General features: G+C 69.8%; 27 protein-coding genes. 22 read left to right on the top strand and 5 right to left on the bottom strand.

From position 1 onward, the window contains the following. The first annotated feature begins 698 nt into the window (after positions 1-698). The 19 genes from PUT80_RS33335 (at position 699) to PUT80_RS33245 (ending at position 13,744) form a co-directional block, all read left to right on the top strand. Complete coding sequence (locus PUT80_RS33335) at positions 699-863, top strand: hypothetical protein (RefSeq protein ID WP_167441927.1); 165 nt, start codon at positions 699-701, stop codon at positions 861-863. A gap of 43 nt (positions 864-906) precedes the next feature. After that, positions 907-1,230, top strand: coding sequence for a hypothetical protein (locus tag PUT80_RS33330; protein WP_275294522.1), 324 nt, complete (start codon positions 907-909; stop codon positions 1,228-1,230). 294 nt (positions 1,231-1,524) lie between these two features. After that, a complete protein-coding gene (locus tag PUT80_RS33325) occupies positions 1,525-2,688 on the top strand; it encodes an AAA family ATPase (protein WP_101436285.1) in 1,164 nt (387 codons plus the stop codon). A 47-nt stretch (positions 2,689-2,735) separates the two neighbouring features. Further along, positions 2,736-4,502: a VWA domain-containing protein gene (locus PUT80_RS33320; RefSeq protein WP_101436284.1), complete on the top strand. Its 1,767-nt coding sequence runs from the start codon at positions 2,736-2,738 to the stop codon at positions 4,500-4,502. 81 nt (positions 4,503-4,583) lie between these two features. Beyond that, a complete protein-coding gene (locus tag PUT80_RS33315) occupies positions 4,584-4,901 on the top strand; it encodes a hypothetical protein (protein WP_101436283.1) in 318 nt (105 codons plus the stop codon). A 56-nt stretch (positions 4,902-4,957) separates the two neighbouring features. Continuing rightward, complete coding sequence (locus tag PUT80_RS33310) at positions 4,958-5,197, top strand: hypothetical protein (RefSeq protein WP_101436282.1); 240 nt, start codon at positions 4,958-4,960, stop codon at positions 5,195-5,197. A gap of 46 nt (positions 5,198-5,243) precedes the next feature. Next, on the top strand, positions 5,244-6,047 hold the full coding sequence (locus PUT80_RS33305) for a hypothetical protein (RefSeq protein ID WP_101436281.1): 804 nt from the start codon (positions 5,244-5,246) through the stop codon (positions 6,045-6,047). Between the two features lie 42 nt (positions 6,048-6,089). Next, the gene (locus PUT80_RS33300) at positions 6,090-6,602 is read left to right on the top strand and encodes a hypothetical protein (protein WP_101436280.1); all 513 of its coding nucleotides are present in this window, start codon (positions 6,090-6,092) and stop codon (positions 6,600-6,602) included. A 42-nt stretch (positions 6,603-6,644) separates the two neighbouring features. Beyond that, the gene (locus PUT80_RS33295) at positions 6,645-6,890 is read left to right on the top strand and encodes a hypothetical protein (protein ID WP_101436279.1); all 246 of its coding nucleotides are present in this window, start codon (positions 6,645-6,647) and stop codon (positions 6,888-6,890) included. Positions 6,891-6,901: 11 nt separating this feature from the next. Continuing rightward, entirely contained in the window at positions 6,902-7,618 is a 717-nt protein-coding gene (locus tag PUT80_RS33290) for a hypothetical protein (protein WP_101436278.1), read from the top strand. Next, positions 7,615-8,082, top strand: coding sequence for a hypothetical protein (locus PUT80_RS33285; RefSeq protein ID WP_101436277.1), 468 nt, complete (start codon positions 7,615-7,617; stop codon positions 8,080-8,082). The genes PUT80_RS33290 and PUT80_RS33285 overlap by 4 nt, the downstream gene beginning before the upstream one ends. A gap of 39 nt (positions 8,083-8,121) precedes the next feature. Next, the gene (locus PUT80_RS33280; RefSeq protein WP_186383562.1) at positions 8,122-8,709 is read left to right on the top strand and encodes a hypothetical protein; all 588 of its coding nucleotides are present in this window, start codon (positions 8,122-8,124) and stop codon (positions 8,707-8,709) included. 160 nt (positions 8,710-8,869) lie between these two features. Beyond that, positions 8,870-9,358, top strand: coding sequence for a hypothetical protein (locus PUT80_RS33275; protein WP_101436276.1), 489 nt, complete (start codon positions 8,870-8,872; stop codon positions 9,356-9,358). Beyond that, positions 9,355-10,170, top strand: a complete 816-nt coding sequence (locus PUT80_RS33270; RefSeq protein ID WP_101436275.1) for a hypothetical protein — start codon at positions 9,355-9,357, stop codon at positions 10,168-10,170. Before PUT80_RS33275 ends, PUT80_RS33270 begins: the two co-directional genes overlap by 4 nt. 37 nt (positions 10,171-10,207) lie before the next feature. Then, on the top strand, positions 10,208-10,567 hold the full coding sequence (locus PUT80_RS33265) for a hypothetical protein (protein ID WP_101436274.1): 360 nt from the start codon (positions 10,208-10,210) through the stop codon (positions 10,565-10,567). Continuing rightward, on the top strand, positions 10,564-10,905 hold the full coding sequence (locus PUT80_RS33260; RefSeq protein WP_101436273.1) for a hypothetical protein: 342 nt from the start codon (positions 10,564-10,566) through the stop codon (positions 10,903-10,905). The genes PUT80_RS33265 and PUT80_RS33260 overlap by 4 nt, the downstream gene beginning before the upstream one ends. Further along, positions 10,902-11,738 carry a hypothetical protein gene (locus PUT80_RS33255; protein ID WP_101436272.1) on the top strand — a complete coding sequence of 279 codons (837 nt, stop codon included), beginning with the start codon at positions 10,902-10,904 and terminating at the stop codon, positions 11,736-11,738. The genes PUT80_RS33260 and PUT80_RS33255 overlap by 4 nt, the downstream gene beginning before the upstream one ends. Next, positions 11,735-12,430, top strand: a complete 696-nt coding sequence (locus tag PUT80_RS33250) for a hypothetical protein (RefSeq protein WP_101436271.1) — start codon at positions 11,735-11,737, stop codon at positions 12,428-12,430. Before PUT80_RS33255 ends, PUT80_RS33250 begins: the two co-directional genes overlap by 4 nt. A 51-nt stretch (positions 12,431-12,481) precedes the next feature. Then, on the top strand, positions 12,482-13,744 hold the full coding sequence (locus PUT80_RS33245) for a DUF2075 domain-containing protein (RefSeq protein WP_101436270.1): 1,263 nt from the start codon (positions 12,482-12,484) through the stop codon (positions 13,742-13,744). A gap of 291 nt (positions 13,745-14,035) precedes the next feature. On the opposite strand, the gene PUT80_RS33240 is transcribed toward PUT80_RS33245, so the two are convergent. Further along, entirely contained in the window at positions 14,036-14,983 is a 948-nt protein-coding gene (locus tag PUT80_RS33240; RefSeq protein WP_101436269.1) for a hypothetical protein, read from the bottom strand. Positions 14,984-15,289: 306 nt separating this feature from the next. Between PUT80_RS33240 and PUT80_RS33235 the strand changes: the two genes are divergently transcribed. The 3 genes from PUT80_RS33235 to PUT80_RS33225 all read left to right on the top strand — a co-directional run bounded on the left by PUT80_RS33235 (position 15,290) and on the right by PUT80_RS33225 (position 17,994). Further along, positions 15,290-15,874 carry a hypothetical protein gene (locus tag PUT80_RS33235; RefSeq protein ID WP_101436268.1) on the top strand — a complete coding sequence of 195 codons (585 nt, stop codon included), beginning with the start codon at positions 15,290-15,292 and terminating at the stop codon, positions 15,872-15,874. Positions 15,875-15,996: 122 nt separating this feature from the next. After that, entirely contained in the window at positions 15,997-17,112 is a 1,116-nt protein-coding gene (locus PUT80_RS33230; protein WP_233921961.1) for a hypothetical protein, read from the top strand. A gap of 27 nt (positions 17,113-17,139) precedes the next feature. After that, positions 17,140-17,994 carry a hypothetical protein gene (locus PUT80_RS33225; RefSeq protein WP_101436266.1) on the top strand — a complete coding sequence of 285 codons (855 nt, stop codon included), beginning with the start codon at positions 17,140-17,142 and terminating at the stop codon, positions 17,992-17,994. Between the two features lie 77 nt (positions 17,995-18,071). Here PUT80_RS33225 and PUT80_RS33220 read toward each other — a convergent pair whose 3' ends face one another. From PUT80_RS33220 to PUT80_RS33205, 4 genes are all read right to left on the bottom strand, one after another. Then, positions 18,072-19,052 (bottom strand): C40 family peptidase, encoded by a 981-nt coding sequence (locus tag PUT80_RS33220; RefSeq protein ID WP_101436265.1) that lies wholly within the window; start codon positions 19,050-19,052, stop codon positions 18,072-18,074. An 84-nt stretch (positions 19,053-19,136) separates the two neighbouring features. Beyond that, positions 19,137-20,237: a replication-relaxation family protein gene (locus tag PUT80_RS33215; protein ID WP_101440870.1), complete on the bottom strand. Its 1,101-nt coding sequence runs from the start codon at positions 20,235-20,237 to the stop codon at positions 19,137-19,139. A gap of 133 nt (positions 20,238-20,370) precedes the next feature. Beyond that, complete coding sequence (locus tag PUT80_RS33210) at positions 20,371-22,968, bottom strand: DUF87 domain-containing protein (protein WP_101436264.1); 2,598 nt, start codon at positions 22,966-22,968, stop codon at positions 20,371-20,373. A gap of 64 nt (positions 22,969-23,032) precedes the next feature. Next, positions 23,033-23,308, bottom strand: a complete 276-nt coding sequence (locus tag PUT80_RS33205; protein WP_143271385.1) for a hypothetical protein — start codon at positions 23,306-23,308, stop codon at positions 23,033-23,035. Positions 23,309-23,336 lie beyond the last annotated feature (28 nt).

Here is a 23,336-nt window from a genome sequence, read left to right as displayed (position 1 = left end):
CGCGGCTGCCGCGTACCGCGAATACGGTCCGGCGCCCCATGCGTGGCCAGGATGTGCAGTGCGATTCCAGCACCCCTGGCGCCGAGCGCCACGTCCTCGCCCGGCTAGCCGGTGCCACACTCGCAGACCGAGGCGACGCGGACGGTGATTGCCAACCGTGGGGCCGCCGACCCGGCCTATCAGCCTCGTCCTCCGGTATCCGACTAAGGTGGATCCCCCCGTGTCAAGCGTTCTCGCAGCTCACACCCCCTGCAAGGGGATCCACCGGTGTCCCAGACTCGCTTGACACCAAGCAGGTAAGCACATCAGGCCCGGCGGCGGTGTCACGCACCTTCGTCGTCGTTCCGCCTGTGCTCACCACTGCACTTCACTCACCTTATCCACTTCTCACTTCTCTTTTTCATTTCTTTAAAAGAACTGCTTTTGTCCGCGGCCTTATCTGTGGCCGGCGCGCCCATTCTGAACCGACCGGAAGTGACCTGACCTGCACAAACATTTACGGGAAATGCGCGCCGCTCGCGTCGAAAGATAGCCAAAATTCCCCGAAATTGACCCGGAAAAACTATTGCGTGGCGTCCGGGGTCGAGTTACGTTTGTTGTGTCACCGGGAAAACCGGAAACCACAACAAACCACCGCCCCGGGTGCGAACCATTCCCCGGGAAGCCGGAAAATCAGCAATTCACGAACGGGGACCGCTATGTGCTACGCCGACACCGCCACCAACGCCGACGGCACCGCCACCGCGTTTTGCTACTGCGGGTGGCAGCAAGAACACGCAACCCCCGACGCCGCCGACCACGCCGCCGAAACCCACCAGCGCGACGCCGACGCCGCCGAAGCCGAATTCGCGGCCACCCACTGACCCCGCAAACCACGCACAACCCAACCAACCGAAAGGGCACACCGTGAACCACAACGCCAACGACCCGCGCACCGTGTACGTAATCGACCCCACCGCCGACCCCGGGCCACTGCCGGAAATCGTGGTGCGCCGTTTCGTGGAAAACGGGTGCACGGTCACGGGTGTGGTGATCGACCCCGCCGACGCGCAACAAATGTTGTACGGCGTGGTCACCCGCCCCGACGGAACACTCGCCGGAACCTACTACCCCGCCGACACCGTGCGCGGCGACCGCTGGCGAGTCGTGACCGCCGACGGCACGCACTACCACGCCGCCAGCGAATACAACGCGGTCGACGCACTGATCAACGGGCTCGCCAGCAACTGAAAATCACGCGACGGCAGGGAAAACCGCCATGGCACGCACGGACACGGCACGCGCCAACGGGAACGACCACCACGAAACCGGAACCGTGGAATGCGGTAGCTGTTCCCGCCCGCTGGAAATCACTCGCCAGCAATGGGAACGGTGGGCGTGCCTGCCGTGCCCGTGCGGTTCCGCCGCCGACCTTGAATTCGCCCGCCGCCACTGCGAATGGGACGACACCACCCGGTAACGGGATCACCGTGCCCGCACCGGTCCCACCCCGCCCGACCGAACCACGCGAAAGGACCCGACACCATGACCACGCCAGCCACGACTCCGGCCACGGGCAGCACGCCCGCCGCCCCGGGCGCGGCCAACCGACTGCGCAACGGCGAACTCCGCCGCATGGTGGCCGAACAACTCGCCCACGACCCCACCACCGCACTCACCCCCGGCGCCATCGCGACCAAACTCGGCGGGAAGTCCTCCGGCGCGGTCGGGAACGCACTGGCGACACTGGAATCACGAGGGGAAGCCGAAAAGATCGGCACCAACCCGGTCACCTACCGCGCGACCGACAAAACCGCCGACGCCGCCAAAGCCGCTACCGTCACACCGCGCGGGACCACCGCCACCCCCGCGCCGTCGAAACCCGCCACGCCCCCCGCCACGCCCGCCCTGGTGACCGGTCCCGTACGCCGCCCGAACGGGCAGATGTACCACCCGCGCAAGCTGTCCGGGCTGTCCGACGTGACCGCGCTACGGCGGTTGCGCGAGGCGAACGTGTCCGCGCTCATGTACGGCCCGCCCGGTACCGGGAAAACCTCGGTGGTGGAGGCAGCGTTCGACGACCTCGTGACCATTCAGGGCGATAGCGACACCGTGACCGATGATTTCGTGGGGTCCTACACCCAAACCCCGGACGGCCGTTACGAATTCGCCTACGGCCCGCTGGTGACCGCGATGCGCGAAGGGCGCGCGTTGTTCATTGACGACGCCACGCTCATACCGCCGACCGTGCTCGCGGTGGTGTACCCCGCGATGGACGGACGCCGCCAAATCATCATCAAAACCCACAAAAACGAGGTAGTCGACGCCGAGGACGGGTTCTACGTCGTGGCCGGACACAACCCCGGGGTTCACGGCGCCGTGCTGACCGACGCGCTCTCGTCGCGGTTTTCCGCACAGATTCACGTGTCCACCGACTACGACCTCGCCACCCAGCTCAAGATCGACGAGAAAGCGGTGCGCGTGGCGCGGAATTTGTCCGCACGGCAGGAAAAGGGAGAGATCGGGTGGGCGCCGCAGTTGCGTGAGCTGATCGCGTTCAACCGGATCGCCGACGTACTCGGCACCACCGCCGCCGCTGGAAACCTGGTCGGCATCGCACCGGAGGAGGACCGGGACGTGGTCGCCGACGTGGTGCGCAACGTGTTCGGCGCCAACGTCGCCCCGCTGTCCCTCGGGTCACAGTTCTAACGCGACCCCCACCGCATCCGCGCGACTGTCCGGAAAGGACACACCCCATGAGCACCCATGTAGCAGCACCCGCCGCCACACCCACCGCCATTTTCCCCACCACCCCCGGGTGGCTGACCCTGTCCGCCGCATTCGGCGACGAGGTCCCCGCAATCGCCGACCGTGACGACCTCGTGGTGACCGTCGCGCCCGGGGCGGGGCACGGTGCCCCCGCGTGCTTTTTCCCCGACCTGTACACCATCGAGGTCGACGGGTCCCACGTGGACAGCGGGGTCGACCCCGCCACCGTCGCCCCGCACCGGGTCGGGGACCGCAAGCGCTACCGCACCGCGTGGGGACTGCTCACCCACGAATGCGCGCATGCCAAACACTCGGTCTGGCGTGCACCCGACGACGCACCGCCCGGGGCAGCAGCGGCGGCGACCCTGCTGGAAGAGTCCCGCATCGAAGCGGCACACATCCGACGCCGCCCGGGTGACCGGTACTGGCTGCGCGCCAGCGCCACCAACCTCATTCTCGCCGACACGCAAGCGAACAACCCCGCCACCGCCCCGAAAATGACCACCCACGACGCCGCCCGGTCCGCCGCGCTGCTGCTGGCACGGGTGGACGGGGGAATCCTCAACCGCCGCGAAACCACCCCGGTCGCCCGCGTCGTCAAACAACTCCTCGACGCCGACACCCTCGACACTCTGCGCGAGATCTGGCGCGAGGCACACCGCACCGCCGACGACGACGCCGACGCGATGATCGACCTCGGGCGCCGCTGGTGCGAGGCGCTGGGAACCGACCCGAACGAACCGCCCCCCGAACCCGGGGACGACGACGGCGACGACGGCGACGACGGGCAGAACGGCAACGGCACCCCGTCACCACTGGCGAAAGCGGTCGCCAGCGCGGCGGCGGCGGTCAGCCGCGCCGTAGCCGCCGACCCCGCACCCACCGACCCCGTGACCCAGAAACTCAACGCCGCCGCCGACGAGGACGAGGCACAGCAGAACGCGCAACGCAACGCGCGCGCCGTCTTCAACGGTGGCCCCGGAAAGCCGCCCCCCTACGGCACCACCACCCGGGGCACCCGGGCGCCGCGCCCGTCCGAACGCACCGCCGCGCGCCAACTAGCCCGCTCCCTCACGACCGCCGGAGTCCGTGACCGCACGGTCACGAAAACCCGTTCGGTAGTGCCCCCGGGGCGGTTGCGGATGCGGGGAGCGATGACCGCCGACGCGCAACGCGCGGCGGGCGCGATCCCCACCGCCGAACCGTTCACCCGCACCACCCGCGCGACCGTGCCCGCCCCGCCACTACGGATCGGCATCGCGTGCGACGTGTCCGGGTCCATGGACGCCTTCGCCGCACCGGTCGCCTCGGCGGCATGGATCCTCGCCGACGCCGCCCGCCACACCGCCGTACCCGCCACCACCGCCACCGTGATCTTCGGCTACCACGTGCGCCCGATCACCCACCCCGGTGTCACCCCGGCACGGGTGACCGAATTCGACACCAACGACGGCGAGCACCACATCGACACCGCGATCGGCGCACTCGACGGCGCGCTTAACCTGTCCCGCCCCGACGCCGCCCGCCTGCTGGTGATCATTTCCGACGGATGCTTCGAAGACGACACGAAGATCCCGGGGCAGAAGATGCTCGACCGGTTGCGCGCCAGCGGTTGCGCCGTGCTGTGGCTGGAACCCAACGACTTCGGCAACGAACCGATGAACGGCGCCACCGTGCACACCCTGACCGACCCCACCACCACCGCCCGCGCCATCGGGCAGGCAGCCACCGCCGCCCTGCGCGCCACCCGCTGAACCATCCCACCGCCCGGGGGCGGGCACCCCCGCCCCCGGGCGAACAAAACCGACGACCACAACGGAAAGAAGCGCCGAACCATGACAACCACGCACACCACGCCGCCCGCTTCCGCAGAGCCCATCGTCAATCAGCACGGCGACACGATCGCGCTGCTGCACTGGCGAGACAACGGCGACGGCACCGACTACGCGCCCATCGACAACGGCACGATCGTCCGCCACCGCGACGGCACCGTAACCGTGCGATGCCAGGACCCCATCGGAACCGTGCGGCGCTACCCGATGCCGGACACGGTAACCGCGTTCTACGCGCTCGGACTGTCCGCGCACCGGTGCAACGGAATCAACTTATGGAACGAACTCGCGAACATGCCGGGCCTCGCTGGTCGCGACTAAAACACGGCCCACCACCAAAGAGCGACCAAGCATCACCGACCCGGAAGGCCAATCCCATGCAGTTCTTCTTTCGCGATGACGCTCCCGAGGACGCCAGGAAATACCAAGAATTCTTCAAAAACATCACCTGGGCTTGCGACCTGTTTCGGTGTCCAACCCCCGAAGACACCGTCGAGACGGACGAACTTGTGCCCAGCGGGGTGCACTACAAGGTGCGCTGCGCTTCCGGACACGTCACCAACGGCATCCCACCCGCACGGTTCCGCAACACCACGGCCACGCCATGGCTCGACTAGCAGGAATGCCCAAACCCCACCGCCGCAACGGAAAGAAGCGCCGACCATGACCGCCACGCACACCACGCCAACCGACCCGACCGTGCCACCCGACGCGGTGACCTTCGTGCCCGCATCACCGGGAACGGTGCCACTACGCAACCCCGCCGGTGCGTGGGCGCTCGTGGTCACGAGCGTGCGGCTCGGCCTTCCTGACCACGACTACCCGACCGATCCCGCGCACACCGACACCGCCGAAATGTTCGCCGGAGTGTGGCTGCCCGCACCGCCGCCCGCCCACGTGCACCGAGGCGACGTCGTGGTGCGACTGACTCCGCCCGCCGACAACGACCCCGCACGGGTGGACGTCGAGGTACTCGCCGCCGCCCCAGGCGAATGGCACACGGTCGCCACGTTCGCCGCGCTGGACACACGGTGGCCGCACCACGTCGCCACCACGGTGACCACGTGGATGCGGGCCCTCGCCGACCGCGCGGAACAGGAGCTGGCCGTGTGGGTGTTCGCCTCGTCGATCTTCGGAAAGAACTCGCCTCCGCGGGGCCCTCGCCCGCCCGGACTCGCCGATGCAGCACAGGTAGACCCGGACGCACCCGACGCGCTCGCCGACCTAATCCGCGCGGGCGAGCTCGCCATCGGCGACGAGCTGGTGTGGAACGACCACACCGCAACCATCGGCCCGCACGGGGAGCTGGTGCACCACACCGGACCGGAGGAGCTTCGCATCTCCACCGTTTCCGCGCTGGCGACCAGCCTCGCCACCCCCACCACCGTCAACGGCTGGCACCTGTGGCGCCGCGCCCGCGACGGACGCCCGCTCGCGCGGCTGCGCGCGGACCTCGCCACCGCGTGAGCACGCGCACCCGAACCCGCACCGGAGGAGGAACCGTTCACCATGACCACGACGACACCCACCGACGCGCCCGCGTCGTTGACCGCCCGCGCGATCACCACCGCCCGCCGCCACCGCGACACCGCCCCGCGCGAATTCGCCGACCGCCACACCTTCCGGCTGCAATGGGACCGCCGCGCGATCACCGCCGCCCACATCGCCGCCGCCCTCGACGTCGGCATCGACACGGTGATCGTGCGCGATGACCCCGACCGCCACCACGGCATCGGAACCCATATCACTCCGGGCGACCTCATCGAGGTCACCAACGAGGGCAGCAGCTGGTACTTCATCCAGGACCTGACCGGGTTCGACCCGTTATGGGGCTGGCTGCTGCTCGGCCCGTGCCCGCACTGCGAGGCACCCCGGGTCCCGGTCGCGCGAGTCGCCGGCCTCGCCGACCTCGGCGCGCACCTCGACCCCGAGTCCGAACACCACGGCACCGACGACGCGCCCGTGGAATTCCACGGCGACCCCGGCCACCACCCGCACTGCCCGCACGCGACGGACGCCTAGCGGGTCCGACCGTCCACACGGGACGACGAAAGGGGACATCCCGTGACCGCCATGCCCGATTACCACCGTGGCCGCAGGTGTGGCTGGGACGACTACCGCGCGGGCCTCGACTACGCGCCGGAACCCGCCTCCCCGCACTGGAGCTCCGGTTACGCCGACGGATGGTTCGACGCCGCCGACGCCGCGACCGCCACCCACGGCCACGCCCTGGCCTGCCAGCTCGCCTGGAACGACGGCGTCGCCGCCCACGAGCGCCGCCAACCCTCAACCAACCCTACGAGCGACTAGGAAGCCCCATCATGGCAACGAAAACGACCACAACGGCACCCGACACCGCCCACGACACCGAACCCAATGCGGCGCCGCCGCGCGTCACGAAGTACGACCGGGTCGCCCTCGACGCGATCCACATCGCCGCCGCGCTACCGGGCAAGTGGACCGTCGGGCGTGGCCGCAATCCCGGCGAGGTCGCGGATCTTCTGTGCCTGAGCACCGGGATCCGCATCGGTTTGCACCCGTGGGATCGGCGCGCGTGGGGGTATCACCTGGTACCAGGCGACGTGCCGCGACGGCTCTGGGACGTGTTCGTGTGGCCACGCGAACACGACGAGGACGCCCATCCCGGCTTCGCCGTCGGCACCGCGCCCGCCGAGGTCGCCACCTACATCCACGAGCACCTCATCCCGCGCTACCACCAGGCACTCGCGCGCGCCGAAACCGACAAACGCGAGCGCGACCAAGCGCGCGCACGCGGGCACGCCGCCCGCGACGAGCTCGCGTCCCAGCTGTTCCACGAACTCACCTCCACATTCCGCCGCGAGGAGCCGCGCAGGATCGCGCCCGTGTCGGTCACGTACATGGAGTTCAGCGACGTCATGCGCATCGAGCTGACCCTGCCGGTCGAGGAGGCGATCGCCCGCGCACCCGCCCTCGCCCGCGCCCTCGGTGCACGGGTCGACCACACCACCGCACCGCCCACCGCCGACGACACCCGTGTGAAGGAGCGCCCCCGATGAACACCGCCGCCGAGACTCTCTCCGGACGCGCCGCTGATGCGTTCGACCGGGCCCGCCGTCAGGATCCCGGCTTCGACACTCGCCCGTGCGACGTCCAGCGCGCCATCACCCGCCGTCGGCTGGTCCGGGATGTGACCGACGTGTTCGGGGTCCCGTGCGCGGCGGTGACGGTCACCGACGACCCGGACCGGGAACACGGCGGGTGGCGCTGGTATCGCGTGACCATCACCGATCACGGCACCGAGTACCGGTTCACCTCCTTCGGCGGCACGGTCGACGACCTGCGGGCCCTCGCGCCGTGCCCGGAGTGCGCCGGCGAGGTGCCGCGGGCCGAGGTCACCGATCTCGCCTCCCTCGGCCGCCTCCTCGACGCGCGCACCAGCGGTCACCCCGTGCCTGTGCCGCTGGGTTTCGGATCCGACGTCGGACACCAGCCTCACTGCCCGAACTCCGAGGGCACCTGACCGCCCAACCCACAGACCCCACAAGGAAAGGGGCACAAGATGACCACCCGCACCGACTTCTACCTCGGCGCACAGTGGATCGGCTCCCTGCAGTTCGCCTGCCACCCCGACAACCTCCTCAAACATCCCTACGGCCGTGCCGCGCTGACCGCGAGGCTCCCCTCGACCTACGTCTCGGCGGTGAAGGACCTGCTGCTGATGTGGGCGGTCGAGGGACTCGGCGCCGCGCACGACCCCCGCAACGGGTGGCCGTGGGACTGGGAAACCAGCCACTGCAACGACTGGATCATCACCTACGACCATGGCGTGCGCATGACGGCGGGCGGCGGCGACCGGTGGCACCAACTCGACCCCGACAACCCGCGCCCGCCGCTGCGGTGCGGCCCGCCGGACTTCGCGAGATGGCTGCGCGACCCCAGCGGGCCGCCAGCGGTCCGGCTCCCGCCACAACGCACTCCCGGCGTGCCCCGTGACCGATCCCGGGCACCTGTGGAGACGCCCTTGACCAAGTCGCCCGGACAGGGCTCCGTCCCGCCGCATTCGAGGAGAAACCCATGCAGGACAGGAAGAAACGGCTCCTGTGGACCGTGCTCGCCGTCATGTTGCCGGGACCATGGACCCCGGTGATCGTGCTGGCCTACATCCTCGGCCGCGCTGCCGAGCGCGATCAGGACACGGCTGACCACAACGAACCCCCGCCGTATTCGCCGCCCGATCCCTACGCCTGCGTCCCGGCACCAACCAGCCGGAAGCCCTACGTGCCATCACGGTAAAGGAGTGACAGCTCATGTCGAGCTACACCGACTTCTACTTCGGGCGTGGCGAGCACGCCGAGTGGATCGGCTCCCTGCGCGGGGAGTGCTACCCCGACAACTTTCTCGCCGTCCCGCCCGTGCTGCTGGCCTTGACCGCGACGGACGAGGACACCTTCCGCGCGGCGGTCGCCGATGCCCTCGTCGTGTGGGAGGACGAACGCCTCGGCCAGGGCTACCAGCCTGAACTCGGCTGGCCCTGGTTGTGGTTCAGCAGCCACAACAGCAGCTGGATCATCACCTTCGATCCCGAAGACGTGGCGGTGTTCGTCACCGTGGGCGGCGGGGTCCGCTGGCACCGCATCGATCCGCACGACCCGCGATTCCCCGAAGGCGACGATCCGCTCGGCCCGCCCGACATCGACACGTGGCTGCGTGATCCCGCCGCCCCGCCGTCGGTACCGATGCCGCTGATGCGCGAGAAACCCGCCGACATGCCCACCCTCGGCGGTGACGCCCGATGAGCACATCGACGACACACGACTTCTACCTCGGGCGCGGCCCGGACGCCGAATGGCTCGGGTCGGCCCACCTCAACAGCTGTGCCTGCAACGGCCTCGACGAGATCGAGCAGGCCCGGTCGGAGGGCGGGTTCACCACCCTCGTCGACTTCTTCCTGCACGCCGCCGAAATCGACAAGGCAGGCGAGGTCACCCATCCAGGGCGCGAGTGGCCGTGGCCCTGGCCCACCAGCCACGGCACCGACTACGTCCACGCCTTCGACACAGGCGTGGTGTGGACCGCGATTCGGGGAGACCGCTGGTCGATGCGCGCGGGCGAGTACATCCCACCCGGACCGGAGGAAAATCCGCTGGTGTTCCCGCACGGGCGCGACACGTGTGGCTACACCGGGATCGACGCCGCCGACACCACCGCCCGCCGCTACGGCCCGCTGCTCGGCGACACGCACCGCCACGACCTGTACCAGCTCGGGCTGCGGATCTTGGCCGACCTCACCGGGCCGCCGGGACCTGGTGCTCCCGACGCCCTCGACGAGCTGCGGGCCCAGCTGTCACCGCACCTGCGCTACGCGATCGCCGCCGATGAGTCGGCGGTGGAGCTGGAGTTCGAAGTGTTCGGCTACCGCGACGGCGATCCCGCCGCCGAGGCCACCGCGCACGCGCTCGCGATGCTGCCCGCCCTCTACGGCTGGACCGACCCCTCCGGCGGCCCGCCCCGTTTCGATGTGCGCGCACACATCGCCGACGACAACCGCCACACCACGCACCCGGTTCTGGCCGACGCCCGCGCCCGCGCGGTGCTCACCGCCTACTGACCCCAAACTCCAGCCCACAACCACCAGAGAGGACACCATGCCGCCGAACACCGCACCCGCCACGCCGCCCGCCGCAGACGAGACGGGGACGGCAGAGCCACGTAGCGCCGCCGAGCACTGCGCCGCCGCCGAGGCCCTGTTCGCCCGCGCCCGCGAGATCTACCCGACGCTGAGCAGCCGCGCCGTCGACCAGGACGAGTACCGACGCTGCTTCGACTGGGCACGTATGCACCTGCGTCTCGCCGAGAGCATCACCGCCGGAGCCGGACTGGTGCTCGCGCACCGCCAACTCCTCGCAGGCGACGTACGACTGCACAACACCTACGTCAGCTACGAAACCCAGGAGTGGACCGAGTTCCTCGGAGACCGTCACGACACGACCAGGAGGTCGGCATGACCACCCGCCCCACCGACACCGACGCCACGCCGCTGGAATCGGCCTGCCCGGACTGCCACGTCGGGATCGGCCAGGCCCACATCGAGGGCTGCGATGTGGCCCGCTGCCTCGCCACCGGGCTGCAGCGCCTCGGCCACGCCACGTCGTGCCGCTGCCCCCAGGACATCTGGACCGGACGCTGGCCTGGGGAAGCCGAGTGCCTGGAGTTCGGCTGGATGCTCGGCCCCGGCCTGCCCGACCTCAACCGCCTCCTGACCACGGCCACCTGGGATCCGGTCGCGCACCGCTGGACCCGCCCCGGCAACCACGCCACCACCACCGAAGGAGATTCCCGATGAACACGCCCACCACCCAGGACCCGTCCGCGGGCACCGACCTCGCCGCCGGCGAGCATTGGATCGAACTCGTGCCCGCCGCCCACGCCGAGCCGCACCAGGTCAGCTTCCCCGCCGTCGTCGAACCCCGCCGCCACCATGGCCTGTGGGTGCGGCCCCGGTTACGCCGCGAGGTCGCCGAGGCGGTGTGCGAATGGCTCAACGTGGTCTACCCGGTCGACCCGGACTGGTACCCGCTGGCCCGCTTCGAGGACGACCTCCTCGTGGTTTTCACCGGGGACGCCGACCACCAGCGCCACGAGATCGCCCTGGGCGAGGATGGCCGCTACCCGTTGGGCGAGCTGGGCCGCTGGTTCCTGTCCGCCCCGACCCGCACCCGCGCCCGGTTCTACCGCCAGCTCGAAGTACTGCGCGACGCCGAGCGGCACTTCCCGCGCCCCGGTGAAACCGTGGTCACCTGCGATCCCGACAACCTGCCCGTGAGTGGGTTTCCTGCCCGGATCGACACCAAGCCAGCAGCGCCGTGGGTCCCGGTGTTCCGGCCGGACATCGCCGAGGCCGTGGCGGCGTGGTGTACGACGAACCACCACAAGGTCCCCGACGACCACCCGCTGGTGTACTTCGACGGCGACACCCTCGTCCACGTTCACCAGCACCTGCGGTCCCTCGACGGTTACCTGCCCTGGCGCATCGACCCCGACGCGGACGGAAACTATCGGATCGACGGGGACGAGTGGACCTTCCAGGCAGTCTCGGTGAAATCCGAGGGGGGCGTGCACCCACCCGAGACGGCGCCGGAGGACGGGCGCCGAGCCCGGTCGGGGAGTCCAGCGTGACCGCGCCCCGCTTGGTTAACGAGCGGGTCGCCACCAACGGCGAATACCACCTGCTCGAACGCATTTACCACCACGGCCCCGACATGCTGCGCGTCCGCGTAGTACGCAACTTGCACTCGGCGACCCGTTCCCGCGCGGTCACCGAACGCCTCACCGCCAATCACAGCAGCTGGGCCGTGCTGGCCGAGGTGCCCGCCCACGACTGGTACGACGCCACCTCCGGCTGCACCCTGGCCACCACGGCGCGCGTCCTGGGCCGCGTCGCGGGCACCGTGCTGGGGCAGGCCGTGCGGGAGCACCCCACGGGCACGGTGTTCGGCGAACGATACGACGACACCGCCGCGCTCGAGCTACCGCAGCTGGCGATCTGGCTGACCGCCGAGGTCACCACGCTGCTGCGCGCCCACTCGGACCCGGCGTGGCGGGCCGTGCGGTGCGCCACCGTCGCCCGGCCCGCGTCGCGGGGAATCCAGCTGAACCTCTACGGCCTGAGCGAGCCCGCCGAACGGTGGGAACCCGACATCGACGACCAGCGGGTGCTCGACGACCTCCGGCGGCTGGCCGACCACCACAACTGGCACCGTGGCCACGAGCACCGCTTCATCCTGATCCTGCACGTAGTCGCCGACCACTCCGCCCCAACGTTGCTCGCCCGGGGCGAAGCGCCAGGCACCATCACCGTCGAGTCCTGAGACCCTGGTGCCCTGACCCCCGTGGTCTCACAGCGAGGAGGGAACGTACTCATGCCGACCGCCGGATCACCCTCGCGCTCAGCGGCGCCCTCGCTGTTCGACGTCGCGGCCCGCTCGCTCACACACTCCGATGCGTTCACCTTGTCCGAGGATCAGCAGGCCGTCCTCGGCCACGTTCACCGGCTCCTCGCCGCCGATGATGACGGTCAGGCGGCCGTCGTGGTCACCGGCGCCGCGGGCTCGGGCAAGAGCGCCCTCGCGCTGACCCTGCTCGGCGAGGCCCTGCGCGCCGGCTACCGGGCTCGCCACGCCACCGGCTCGCAGGCGTTCACCACCGCGCTGCGCAAGACCGCCGGACACGGCTCACGCCAGACCCAGCAGCTGTTCCAGTACTTCGGCACCGCCGCCGCCGACACCGAGCTGGGCGGCCTGGATCTGCTGGTGTGCGACGACGCGCACCAGCTGCGCGCGACCTCGAACACCCGCTACACCCCGGCCTCGCGCCGCAGCGACCGCACCCAAGCCGCGGAGCTGCTCGACGCCGCCCGGGTCGTGGTGTTCCTGCTCGACGAGGACCAGGCAGTCCGTCCCGGGCAGATCGGCACCCACGCCCACATCGAGACGGCCGTACGAGCCTCCGGTGCCGCCGTGCACACTGCCCAGCTGGCGAGCCAGCACCGCCACCGGAGCCCATGCTACGAGGGCTGGGTCCGTCGCCTGCTCGGCCTCGACGACGCACCGCTCCCTCCTGCCCCGTGGAATGCGGCGACCGGACCGGGGGCGGGGTTCGAGCTGCGGGTGGCCGAGAGCCCCCACGAGCTGGAGCAGCTGCTGCGCGCGAAGGCCGAGCTCGGTGCGAGCACCCGGATGACGGCCGGGTACTGCTGGCCATGGAGCGAAGCGAGGCCAGGAAATCCGCTGGTCGAGGACATCGTGATCGGCGACTGGCACCGCCCGTGGAGCGTGAAAGGCAACCGCGCGGTCAACGGGCTGCCGCCCTCGCCGCTCTGGGCGATCGAACCTGCCGGTGCCGGCCAGGTCGGCTGCATCTACACCGCGCAAGGCTTCGAGTACGACTACGGCGGCGTCATCCTCGGCCCCGACCTGCTCTGGCGGGACGGCCGCTGGGTCACCGACACCGCCGCCACCCGGGACGACGCCCTCACCCGCGCCTCAGCGGCCGACTTCGACCTGTGGGCGCGCCGCACCTACCGCGTGCTGCTCACCCGAGCCCGCGCGGGCACCATCCTGTACTCCACCGACCCCGAAACCCGCGCCCTCCTGCGCGACATCATCGAACACATAACCCAATAGGCCGCCCGCGTCGGGGGCTTCCGGCGTGGCTTCTCGTCGCCGACAGGGCAGCGACGGAACGTCACCGTGCCCCGGCCAATCAGTGGGCGGCCGGGGCACGGTGACGTGGGGAACAGGTTCAGGCGGTCGGGGTGGTGGCGGAGGAGGTGGTGCCGTCGTCGTCCGGGACGGCGGTGATGGTCCAAACGCCCGTCGACGATGCGGGACCGGTGTTCGCACGAACCCGCCCGCGCGCAGGGCCGTGCCATCGGAAGTGAATGGCGACGGCCCCGCGCGGGTAGGCGGCGGCTGTCAGGCGTCCGGGGCGGCGGGTTCCCCGGAGCCGTCGGTCGTCTCCGGGACGTCGGTCTTGTCCGGGTTGATGGCGAACCGTTTCGGTGCCTCGCAGGTTTTGATCGCGTACCCGTCGGTGACGAGCTTCTCCAAGGCGTTGTTGACCGCGCCACCTGAGCGGCCGAGTTCCTTGCCGATCTTGGCAGGCCCAAAGGTCTCGCCCGGGTGCTCGGTCAGGTACTCCTCCACCAAGGCCCGCAGCCCGCCCTTGGGCAGTCGGTCCTTGTCCGTGGCGGCCGTGTCGGCGGATTCGGAGACCACCGGAGCTGCTGCCGAAGACGGCTCGGGCTCGGCCGCGCCATCCACCGGATCCACCTGTGCCGTGTCAGGCGGAGGGATAGTGCCGTCGCCGTCGGTGGGCGGGGCAGGCGTGGTGTCGGCGGCGACGTTGGTGTCGTCGGCATCCGATCCGGCCTCTGGCCCCGGCACCGCCGCAGTGGTGTCCTCGGCAGTGGAGCCGTCAGCGTCGGTGGCGGCCTCGGTCGCGCCCGGGTCCTCGACCGTGCCGTCGATGTCGGTGTCGTCGGTCGGCTGGTCGGTGCTGGGCGGCGCCGTCGTGTCCGTCTGTGCCTCGTCGATGTCGGGTGCGGCGGTGTCGCTGGTTGACGGTGCGAGTGTCCAGGTGTCGGGGTTGCGCGGACCGTCGCCTGCGGTGCGGATCGCGGTGCCGTCGCGGTCCCAGCGGGCCAGGATCTTCGCGGCGGTCGAACGGCCGACTCCGCCCGCCATCGCCAGTTTGGCGGTCGTGGAGCCAGGATTGTCGGTCAGCGCTGCCCGCACTTTGTCCTCTGTGGTCGGTGCGTTCTGCTGGCCGAGGTCGTCGGCCACGGCGTGCAGGTGGCGGTCGTCGGTAGCGGCGGTGGTTGCGGCGTTTGCGGTGCGGGTTTTGCGGTTCTTACGGGACATGACGAACTCCCTGTGTTTTTGGTGCGGAATGGGATGGTCATGCCCCGGCCGGGGCGTTGGCCCGCCGGTGCGCATCCGGTTGTTCGGGCTACACGACTATGGAACGCTTCGTCACCGCCTCCATGTCAAGCGATTCGTCAAACAAGACATGTGTCTCGTGTGGACACACCTCTGTGCCGGACGTCGCGATACGGCTAGGTCGGTGAAAACGTATATGTGGCTTGACATTTGGGCGTGCACGGAGCGTCCATGGACCCGTCATAGCACGAACCCGCACCATCGGATTTCGAGAAGGACGTGTCCGCTATGGACCCACGCTCCACGCACCGCGGCTCCACCGGCCTCGGCCCGCCCCCGTTCGTACGCGGTGAGGTACTGGTCGCGTTGCCCTACAAACCTGCCTTCCCCGGCATCATCGCCGATGGCGAAACACCATCGCTAGAAATCGAAAGCCTGGAAAAGTTTCCGGATTTGGAGGGGCAGGGCTCCCTCGGTGACATCGGGCTGCGCTGCCGCCGATCGGTCGCCCAATGGATCGGTGTCTACCTGGAATCGTTCTACGGCAACGCCCAGGTCCGTTTCGAGTGGCACGGCGACACCCTGGAGATCTACGACGATCCCTGGGGGCTGTCCCTGGACTCTGAGCCCCGGACCATCCACCCGGACTCCGAGGGCCGCTACGAGATCCGTGACGTGTGGTTGCCTATCGCCGCGCCGCTGGCAGCCGACTTGCACCATCGCCACGGCCCCGCCCTGACCGTTCTCGCGGGCGACGCCCCGCCACATCCGGCCCCGGAAATGCTGGCCTACCTTTCTGACCATCCTGGCGCCCCCACGAGGATGCCTAGCCACATCGAACGCGCCCTGGACGCGATCACCGCACCTCGGTAACACCTCTGAATTCACCGGACAGCTGCTCCGGCCCTATCCGTCACGCCGACATCAGCCGCACGGGGACGCGCTAATCCTCTGCCTTTTCTGGCGTTCTTTCCTATTCCGAAAGGGGCTTCGCCATGCCTATTTCCGTGACAGCACGAGACGTACCCGAGATCCGCGCGCGCATGACGGCGTGGACACGAGATCCCGGGCCCGACGGGGCGGCGAACTGGTTGCAGTTCTTCCTCGGCCCGCAACCGGACAAGGCCACCGAATCGCGGGTGTTCGGCCGCTCCGACGACGTGGCCGCCACCATCGCGGGCACACTGGCCGCCCAGTTCCCGGTCGCCGAACTGTTCTACGTCTCCAGCGACATGACCGAACTCGCCCGCACCGCCGCCACCACGCTGACCGACTACCGGTTGCACCCCGAGGACCTGCCCGCCCCGGTCGGCATGATGGTTTACGCCGAGCCGCCCGTGGCCAACCCGGCCGATCACCACGACGGCGTCAGCATCGTGTCCTGGGGGCCGGGACGCGGCGGCCTGTGGGTCCACCGATGGCAACGCCCCGCCGCCAATGACGTCGCCCGTCTTGGACGGTTCCTGGCGACGCTGCCACGCGACGAGGCGATCCGGTGCGGTGAACGTGCGGCGACGCGACCGGAGCCGCATCCCGACGCCCCGCCGACGCCCGAGGAAGGGTTCGACTTCTTCGCGTCCGGTTTGCTGCCCAACCTGCGTCGCGCCCCGGTTCCACCGTCGTTCACCCCGCCGCATGGCTACGACTGGCAAGGGCTGACCCCGATGGAATACACCGACATGGATGGCTGGCCCGGTGAGGTCACTGCGGCGACATTGGGCGACGAGGCGCGACAGCTCGCGGAAGCCAGTCTGACATTGGACCGCACGATCCTGGCCACGTGGCTGTTGATGGGGCAGACCATCGTCCGGTCCGAGGACATCACCGCGCCGCGCGGAGCGCGTCGTCGCATGGCCCGTGACACTCCCGATGTCGACCCGACCGTCCGCTACATCGACCTGCGTCGCGCTCGCACCGAACCGTCCGACCACAGCGACACCACCACATCGACTCGCGAGTACCGGCACCGCTGGGTCGTGCGAGGGCATTGGCGCAATCAGTGGTACGCCAGCCGTAACGACCACCGTCCTATTTGGATTGAACCTCATCTCGCGGGCCCGGAGGACGCGCCGCTGCTCGGCGGTGACCGGGTGAACGTGTTGCGCCGATAACAATCGACAGGAAAGGAACCACCCGATATGACACGGGACTCGTTTGTCGCCTTGGCCGTTTCCCTGCTGGACGGTGTCGTCGCGCACGGTGTCTTCGGCACCCGCGCGGACGCGCGATTATGCGCGGATTGGCGCGGTATCAACGATCCGGACGTCACCGCGACCCGAACCGTGGCCCTGTTCCCGCCCGACGCGGAACCGGTGCTGACACACAACACGACCCGGGGCGAGGTGTTCCCGCTGCCCGACGAGGTCATGGCGGTCCTGACGAACGAAACCCCGGAGGCCACCGCGCACGACGAGTGCGTCATCGCGTTGGTCGTGGTGCCGACCGAACCACGCGCCGCCTTCGCAGTGGGACCGTTCGACCGCGATCAGGCGCACCAATGGCTGACCGACGCGTCAACGCCGCGCGAGGGCCGCTCGGTCGAGTGCTGCCTTCTGCCAGTCCGTGCCAGCACTCTCGGCACCAGCAGCGCACCCGCCACAACCACGGACACCCCGGTTCCGTCCATCGTCCTGCTCGACACCTCGAACGGCCCGGTCTGCTACGGGCCGTTCGACAGCGCGCTGGACGGCGCCCTGTTCTGGCACGACATCACCCGCACCCTGGACCTGACCAACGTGCACGGAACCCACGTGTGCGAACTCATCACACCCGCCCCGGACGCGGCCCTCGCAACCGCATCCGAGGAGACTCCTGGTGCTGATCGGGTGCGAGGTTGGGTGGTACGCCTCGATCCGAGCGGGTGTGACCGGGACGGCGACCCACGCGTCGTCGGCCTGTTCGCCGACCAATCCAGCGCACGCGATTGGCGGCCAGCCTTGTCGTCATCGGAGGCAACGTCACCCGCAGCCATTCTCCCGGTCTATCAACCGTGATCCGCACACGGCGTACCGGGCGCGGTCACTGTATGGTTGTTGTTTACTCGCGCAATATTGCGTAAATATTCGATTGATTAGTGCGCGGGTCGGGTGGCGCCCGCGTAATCGTCTCCGGGGTAGCGGTAGTTGTCGATTTGTACGGATTGGCCAAAGTCGGGGGCGTTCAGCATTTTTCCGTTTCCTATATAGAGTCCCACGTGTCGGATGTTCGAGGTCGGGCCGTAGTAGACGAGGTCGCCCGGTAGGAGGGGTTGCCCGTCGGGCACGCGATTCCCGGCACTGTACTGGGCGTCAGCTGTACGCGGAAGCGAAATCCCGGCCGCCTCGTAGGCGGCCTTGGTCAGCCCCGAGCAGTCGAATCCGTTGTCCCCATTCTGCGGGCCGTTACCGCCCCACACATATGGCAGCCCCCTCTGTCCGCACGCGTAATTGATCGCGGTCATCGCGGCGGCGGTCGCGGCCTGGATATTGTTGCAATCACCGGTTCCGGTCGTCGCGGGTGCCGGTTGACAGCGCACGCCGGACACGGCGGCGACAATCGCGCGCGCCTTCTCTTCGTGCTGAGCATAGGCATTCGGAAACCCCGAACCCTGGACCGTCTGCGCGGCGTCGTTGACACTCATCTTCTGCCAGTTCGGTGTGGCCGTGAGGTGTTCGAAGAATTTCGTTGCCGCGTAGGTTGGTGTGGTGACCTGTTGCGGGGTGCCCCAGCCCATCGAGGGCCGCTGCTGGAAGAGTCCGAGGGAATCCCTGTCGCCGTAGGGCAGGTTCTGCAGCTTGGATTCCTGCATCGCGGCGGCGATAGCGACGACCCAGCCCGGCTCGGGCACACCCATCTGCTTGCCGACCGCGACGATGGTGGCCGCGTTGCCCATCTGCTCGGCGGTCAAGCCCGGCACCGTGCCGGTAGGCGCACCGTCGGGCGTGCAGGTCAGCGAACCCGACGACCCGCTGCTGCCGAAGAGCGTGCTGATGATCCCGGCGATCCCGGCGCCGATGAGCAGTGGAATGGCGAGGACCAAGGCGGCGACGCAGACCGCGATTTTGCTTCCCATAGTTGGATCGCTCTCCTTTCCGTGGTGCGCTAAGCGACCGGCCGGGGACCGAATTGCCGCGGGGTTGAGGCAGGGCGCCTTGTGTCAGTGCTCGCCGCGAGCGACACGGTTCGGCGTGGCCGGCGGCGGAACCGAACTCGGCGGCGGCAGCCGATACGGCGAGGCCGCGGCGACATCGCCGACCTCGCCGACCTCGCCGTCGCCGTCCTCGGTGGCGAGCCCGGCCGGCGGCGCCAGGCCGGGCCAGGCGTCGGCGAGGTCGGCGAGGCTGTACCGCGGGCCGGCGCGGTCGACACGCGCCGAGGTCAGCGGCAGCCACACCGCCTCAGCCGGGCTCGGATGCGGCGCGGTGGGATCGAGCAGGTCGGCCGCCGCGGTGGCCACCGGCACTGCGCGGGGGTCGTCGAGGTCGGCGTGCACACGCGCGAGGGCGGTGCGGGCCCCGGCTTCGCGGCGGGTGGTGGGCAGCCACACCAGCACCGGCGTGGCGATGCCCGTGGACTCGGCCAGCCGCGCGTATCCGGCCAGCTTCCGGCCGACCTTGGTCAGGGACTCGGTTCCGGTGTCGAACTCGAGGAACCACTCCACCTCCCGGGCGGCGGTGCCGACGCGGGTGCGCCAGCGGCCGTAGCCATCGGGGATGACGAGGTCGCCGAAATGCCTCGCACAGCGGGATTCCGACCACCACGCCACTACTGCCTCCGCGCGGGCCGCCGGGGTGTGGCGGGTGCGGGCGATCAGTGAAGTGAAGAAGTCGTTCACGCCGACGGTGTGCGCGAGCCGCTGGTTATGGGCGATACCCATGGCGCGGTCGTGCCGGTAGCCGAGTTCTTTGACTTCCAGGCCGTGTTCGGCGGCGAGCACAGCGGCCCCGGCCGGGCCGAGGACGTAGTGCATGGGGGCGGAGCCGAGTTGCTGAAACGGCTGGAAACGCGACACAGCGCGCCAGAGGTAGAGATCGCGCAGCCGCTGGCGCGCCGAGCGGCCCGACGGGAAGGCGGCGTCCTGGATTTGGCTGGTGGTCAGGACTCGGTGCTCGTGCAGCAGGGCGAGGAGCCATTTGTCCCGGGTGGTCAGGCGCGAGGCGAGCATGGCCTGGTGTTCGACCGAGCTGGCGGCGCGGGCGGTGTGGCGGCCTGGTAGGTGGCCGCGCAAGGTGTGCTGACGACGGGTGGTGGTGGTGATCACGAGCGCTCCTTCGCGGAGTTGTGAACAGGGTGTGGACAAGTGCTGTGGGCAGCCCGAACTGAGCCCCGGGCGTGGCCGATGGCGGTGGCTATTTCTTTTGTGGGTGCGGCGAAGTCGCCGCGTGCGGGAGTTAGGGGCGGGTGCGGCGCGGGTCGGTCTTGGGCGGCCGGGTCGGCGGAACCCGCCGACCGGTCGGCGGAACCCGCCGCCCGGTCGGCCCGGACCGCGTCTTGGTCGCGGTGGCGGGAGTACTGGCGCGGGTGGTCGTGGCGCCGTCGCTGGTCGCGGTGCCGTGCGCTCGGCGCTGGGCGCGGAGTACGGCACGGATTTCGCGTGCCCGCCCGGGAATGGGGTCGGGCAAAGGCGTGGTGGTCATGGTGAAGGGCTCGGTCTCCTCGCCGCGCACCACTAGCCGCGTCGCCGTGTGGTAGACGCCGAGGTGGGACAGGTCGTGATCGGACAGCCGGGGCGCGGTGTGCCGGGCGAGTTCGCGGGCGTCTTCGGGGCTGGCGGAGAAGAAGACTTTGCTACGGGCGTTGGTGGAGATGCCTTCCTTCAATTCGCGGGAGAGCTGCCCGAGGTGCTGGTGGGCCAAGGTCATCGAGACACGAAATCCGCGCGCTTCGGCGAGCATGTCTTCCAGCGGATAGGGAAGATTCAGAAAGTTGTGGCATTCATCGACCACGAGGCTCGCGTCCGGGCGCAGGCGCTGCGGAACGCGGGCACGGGCGGTGGTCGCCTGCCACGTGCGGGCCACCACCAGCGACCCGACCAGCCGCGTGGTCTCCTCACCGAGCGAGCCTTTCGGGATACGCACCAGGCAGATCCCGCCCTCGTCGAGCACCTCGGCCATGTCCACAGTGGAGCGTCCTCCGGCGATGGCCTCTTTCACGAAGGGCCGCAACAGAAACGCCCGCAGCTTGTTCATCAGCGGCGAGATCACTTGGCTGCGGGAGCTGTCGGTGAGGTCGTCGTACCACTCCCAGAATCCGGTCAGCACCGGATCGGTGAGCCCGGCGGTGATGCGGGACCGGAACGCTTCACTGGCCAGGAGTTTCGGTAGATCGGCCAGGGTGGGCACGCCTTCCTGGGCGCGCAGGGTGAGGCAGGCGGCGCGCATCAGGTCGTCGGTGCGCGGCCCCCAGAACGCGGAATACACCCGGCGGAACACCGACACGAGGTTGTCGACTTCGCGGTCGGTTTCCCCGCCCTCCAACGGGTTGAGGATGGGTGGGCGGTGCAGGGAGTCGGCGTCGAAGAGCACCACTCGCTCCGCTGCCGAGCGCGGCAGGCGGTTGAGGACGTCGGTGACCAAGTCGCCCTTCGGGTCGATCAGGACGACACCGCGATGGTTGTCCGCGTCGTCGAGGATCATGTTGCCCAGCAAGGTCGACTTCCCGCTGCCGGTGGCGCCGAGCACGTGGAGGTGGTGGCGTGCGTCGGCGACCCGCAGCCCGACCGGACGGGCGTGCCCGGTATCGGACTGCCCCAGCGGTTTGACCTCCGGCCCCGGTGTGGCGACCCCGGGCGGCGGGGCGACGGCCTTGGCGCCCGCCCGTTCGACACCGGGGATCTCGGCGTCGGTGGGCAGGTGCGCGAGCGCCGCCAGCTCCGGCACCGACAGCAGGTCACCGCGGTCGAGGCGCCGTTCGGCGAGCGCGTGCGCGGGGTGGCGCAGGCGGGTGCGGGTGTAGTGGTTGTGCTCGGTGTAGGCGGCGAACGCGGCGGCCAGCGCGTGCGCCCGCCCGCGCGCGGTGTCGCGGGCCTGGCGCGCCAGCTCGTCGGTGGCCTCGGCAGGCAGGTCGGCGGCGACGGCGTAGCGGATCACGGTCTCGTACTGGGAGCCGCGCTGTTTGCCCACGATGGCCTTGTTCTGGGCGGAATATTCCAGCGACAGCTGCGGGTCCTGGCTGATGCGCCGCGAGTCCGAGGTCCGGCCGCCGCGGGTGGCCTTCGCGCCCGGCGTGATCGCGTCGAGGATCCGGCCGCCGAGGCGACCCGACGAGCCCTGGTGCACTCGGCGGGCGGCGCGGCGGGCCTGGGCGACGCGGCGGCCGGTGACCGGGCGGGCGAGGATCTGCACGCAGGCGTGCTCGTCGCGGCCGAGCCCGACCGGGGCGCCCAGGAGCCCGCGGATCGGATCGGCGTCAAACGCCGTACGGATGGGCAGTGCTTCGGAGCGGGCGAGGCGCAGTTGCCCGCCGACGGTGATCCGCCGCCGCCCGGTCTCCAGGGCGGGGAACGGGGAGGTGGCGGCGCTGGTGCGGGTGTGCGACCCGGGCCAGGCGGCCTCGACCGCCCGCTCGACCAGGGACGGCGGGATGACGCCGGGGACCCAGAACTGCACGGTGACGCCGTGCTCGCCGAACACGTACTCCATCGCGAGGTGCGGTTGGCCGGCCCACAGCCGCCGCCAGGCCGGGCGCAAGAGCCCGACGAGGTTGGACCACACCGCGGCCCCGCCGGCGGGATCCACGGTGGGCGGGGCGAGCACGGTGATCCGGCGAGCATCGACCTGCAGGGCGGTGTGACGGCGAGCGCGCCACCAGCGCCGGGCGGCGATCCAGCCCGCCAGGGCCACGGCCAGGGCCGGGACGGCGACCGGTCCCCACACCAGCGCCCAATCGCGCAGGGCGGCGAGCAGATCGCCGGTGGTGCCGCCCGGGTCGCGCAGGTAGTCACCTACCCAGTTCGCCGTCACCGGCGATGCCGCAGCGCGCGTAGCCATAGCGGGTACTCCCTTCCGGGAACTCGTGCGAGACAAGGAAAATCGAGATCGGCTCGGGGCCGGGTCACGCGGGGTCGAGGTCGACCTGCGCCGCGTCGTCGAACCCGGTGTCGTCGGGGTCCGGGGCGTCGTCCATGGCGAGGGAGTCGGCGGGCCCGAGGTCGACGTAGGCGTCGGCGAGACCGCTGTCGGTGGCGTCCGGATCGTGTTCGGCGAACCGGGCGAGTTCGGCGGGGTCGGTTACCGGAACTTCCCGGTGTTCGTCGGTGCTGGCTGTTCTTTGTCGACGCTGGGGCGCTGGCCAGCGCGCTCTCACTCGATGGTGTGGACTCTCTGACATGACGTCAGGATTTCCGACAGGCTGCCGA

The sequence above is a fragment of the Amycolatopsis sp. La24 genome, assembly GCF_029087445.1.
GTDB lineage: Bacteria > Actinomycetota > Actinomycetes > Mycobacteriales > Pseudonocardiaceae > Amycolatopsis > Amycolatopsis nivea.
This window is presented reverse-complemented; position numbering and strand designations above follow the sequence as displayed.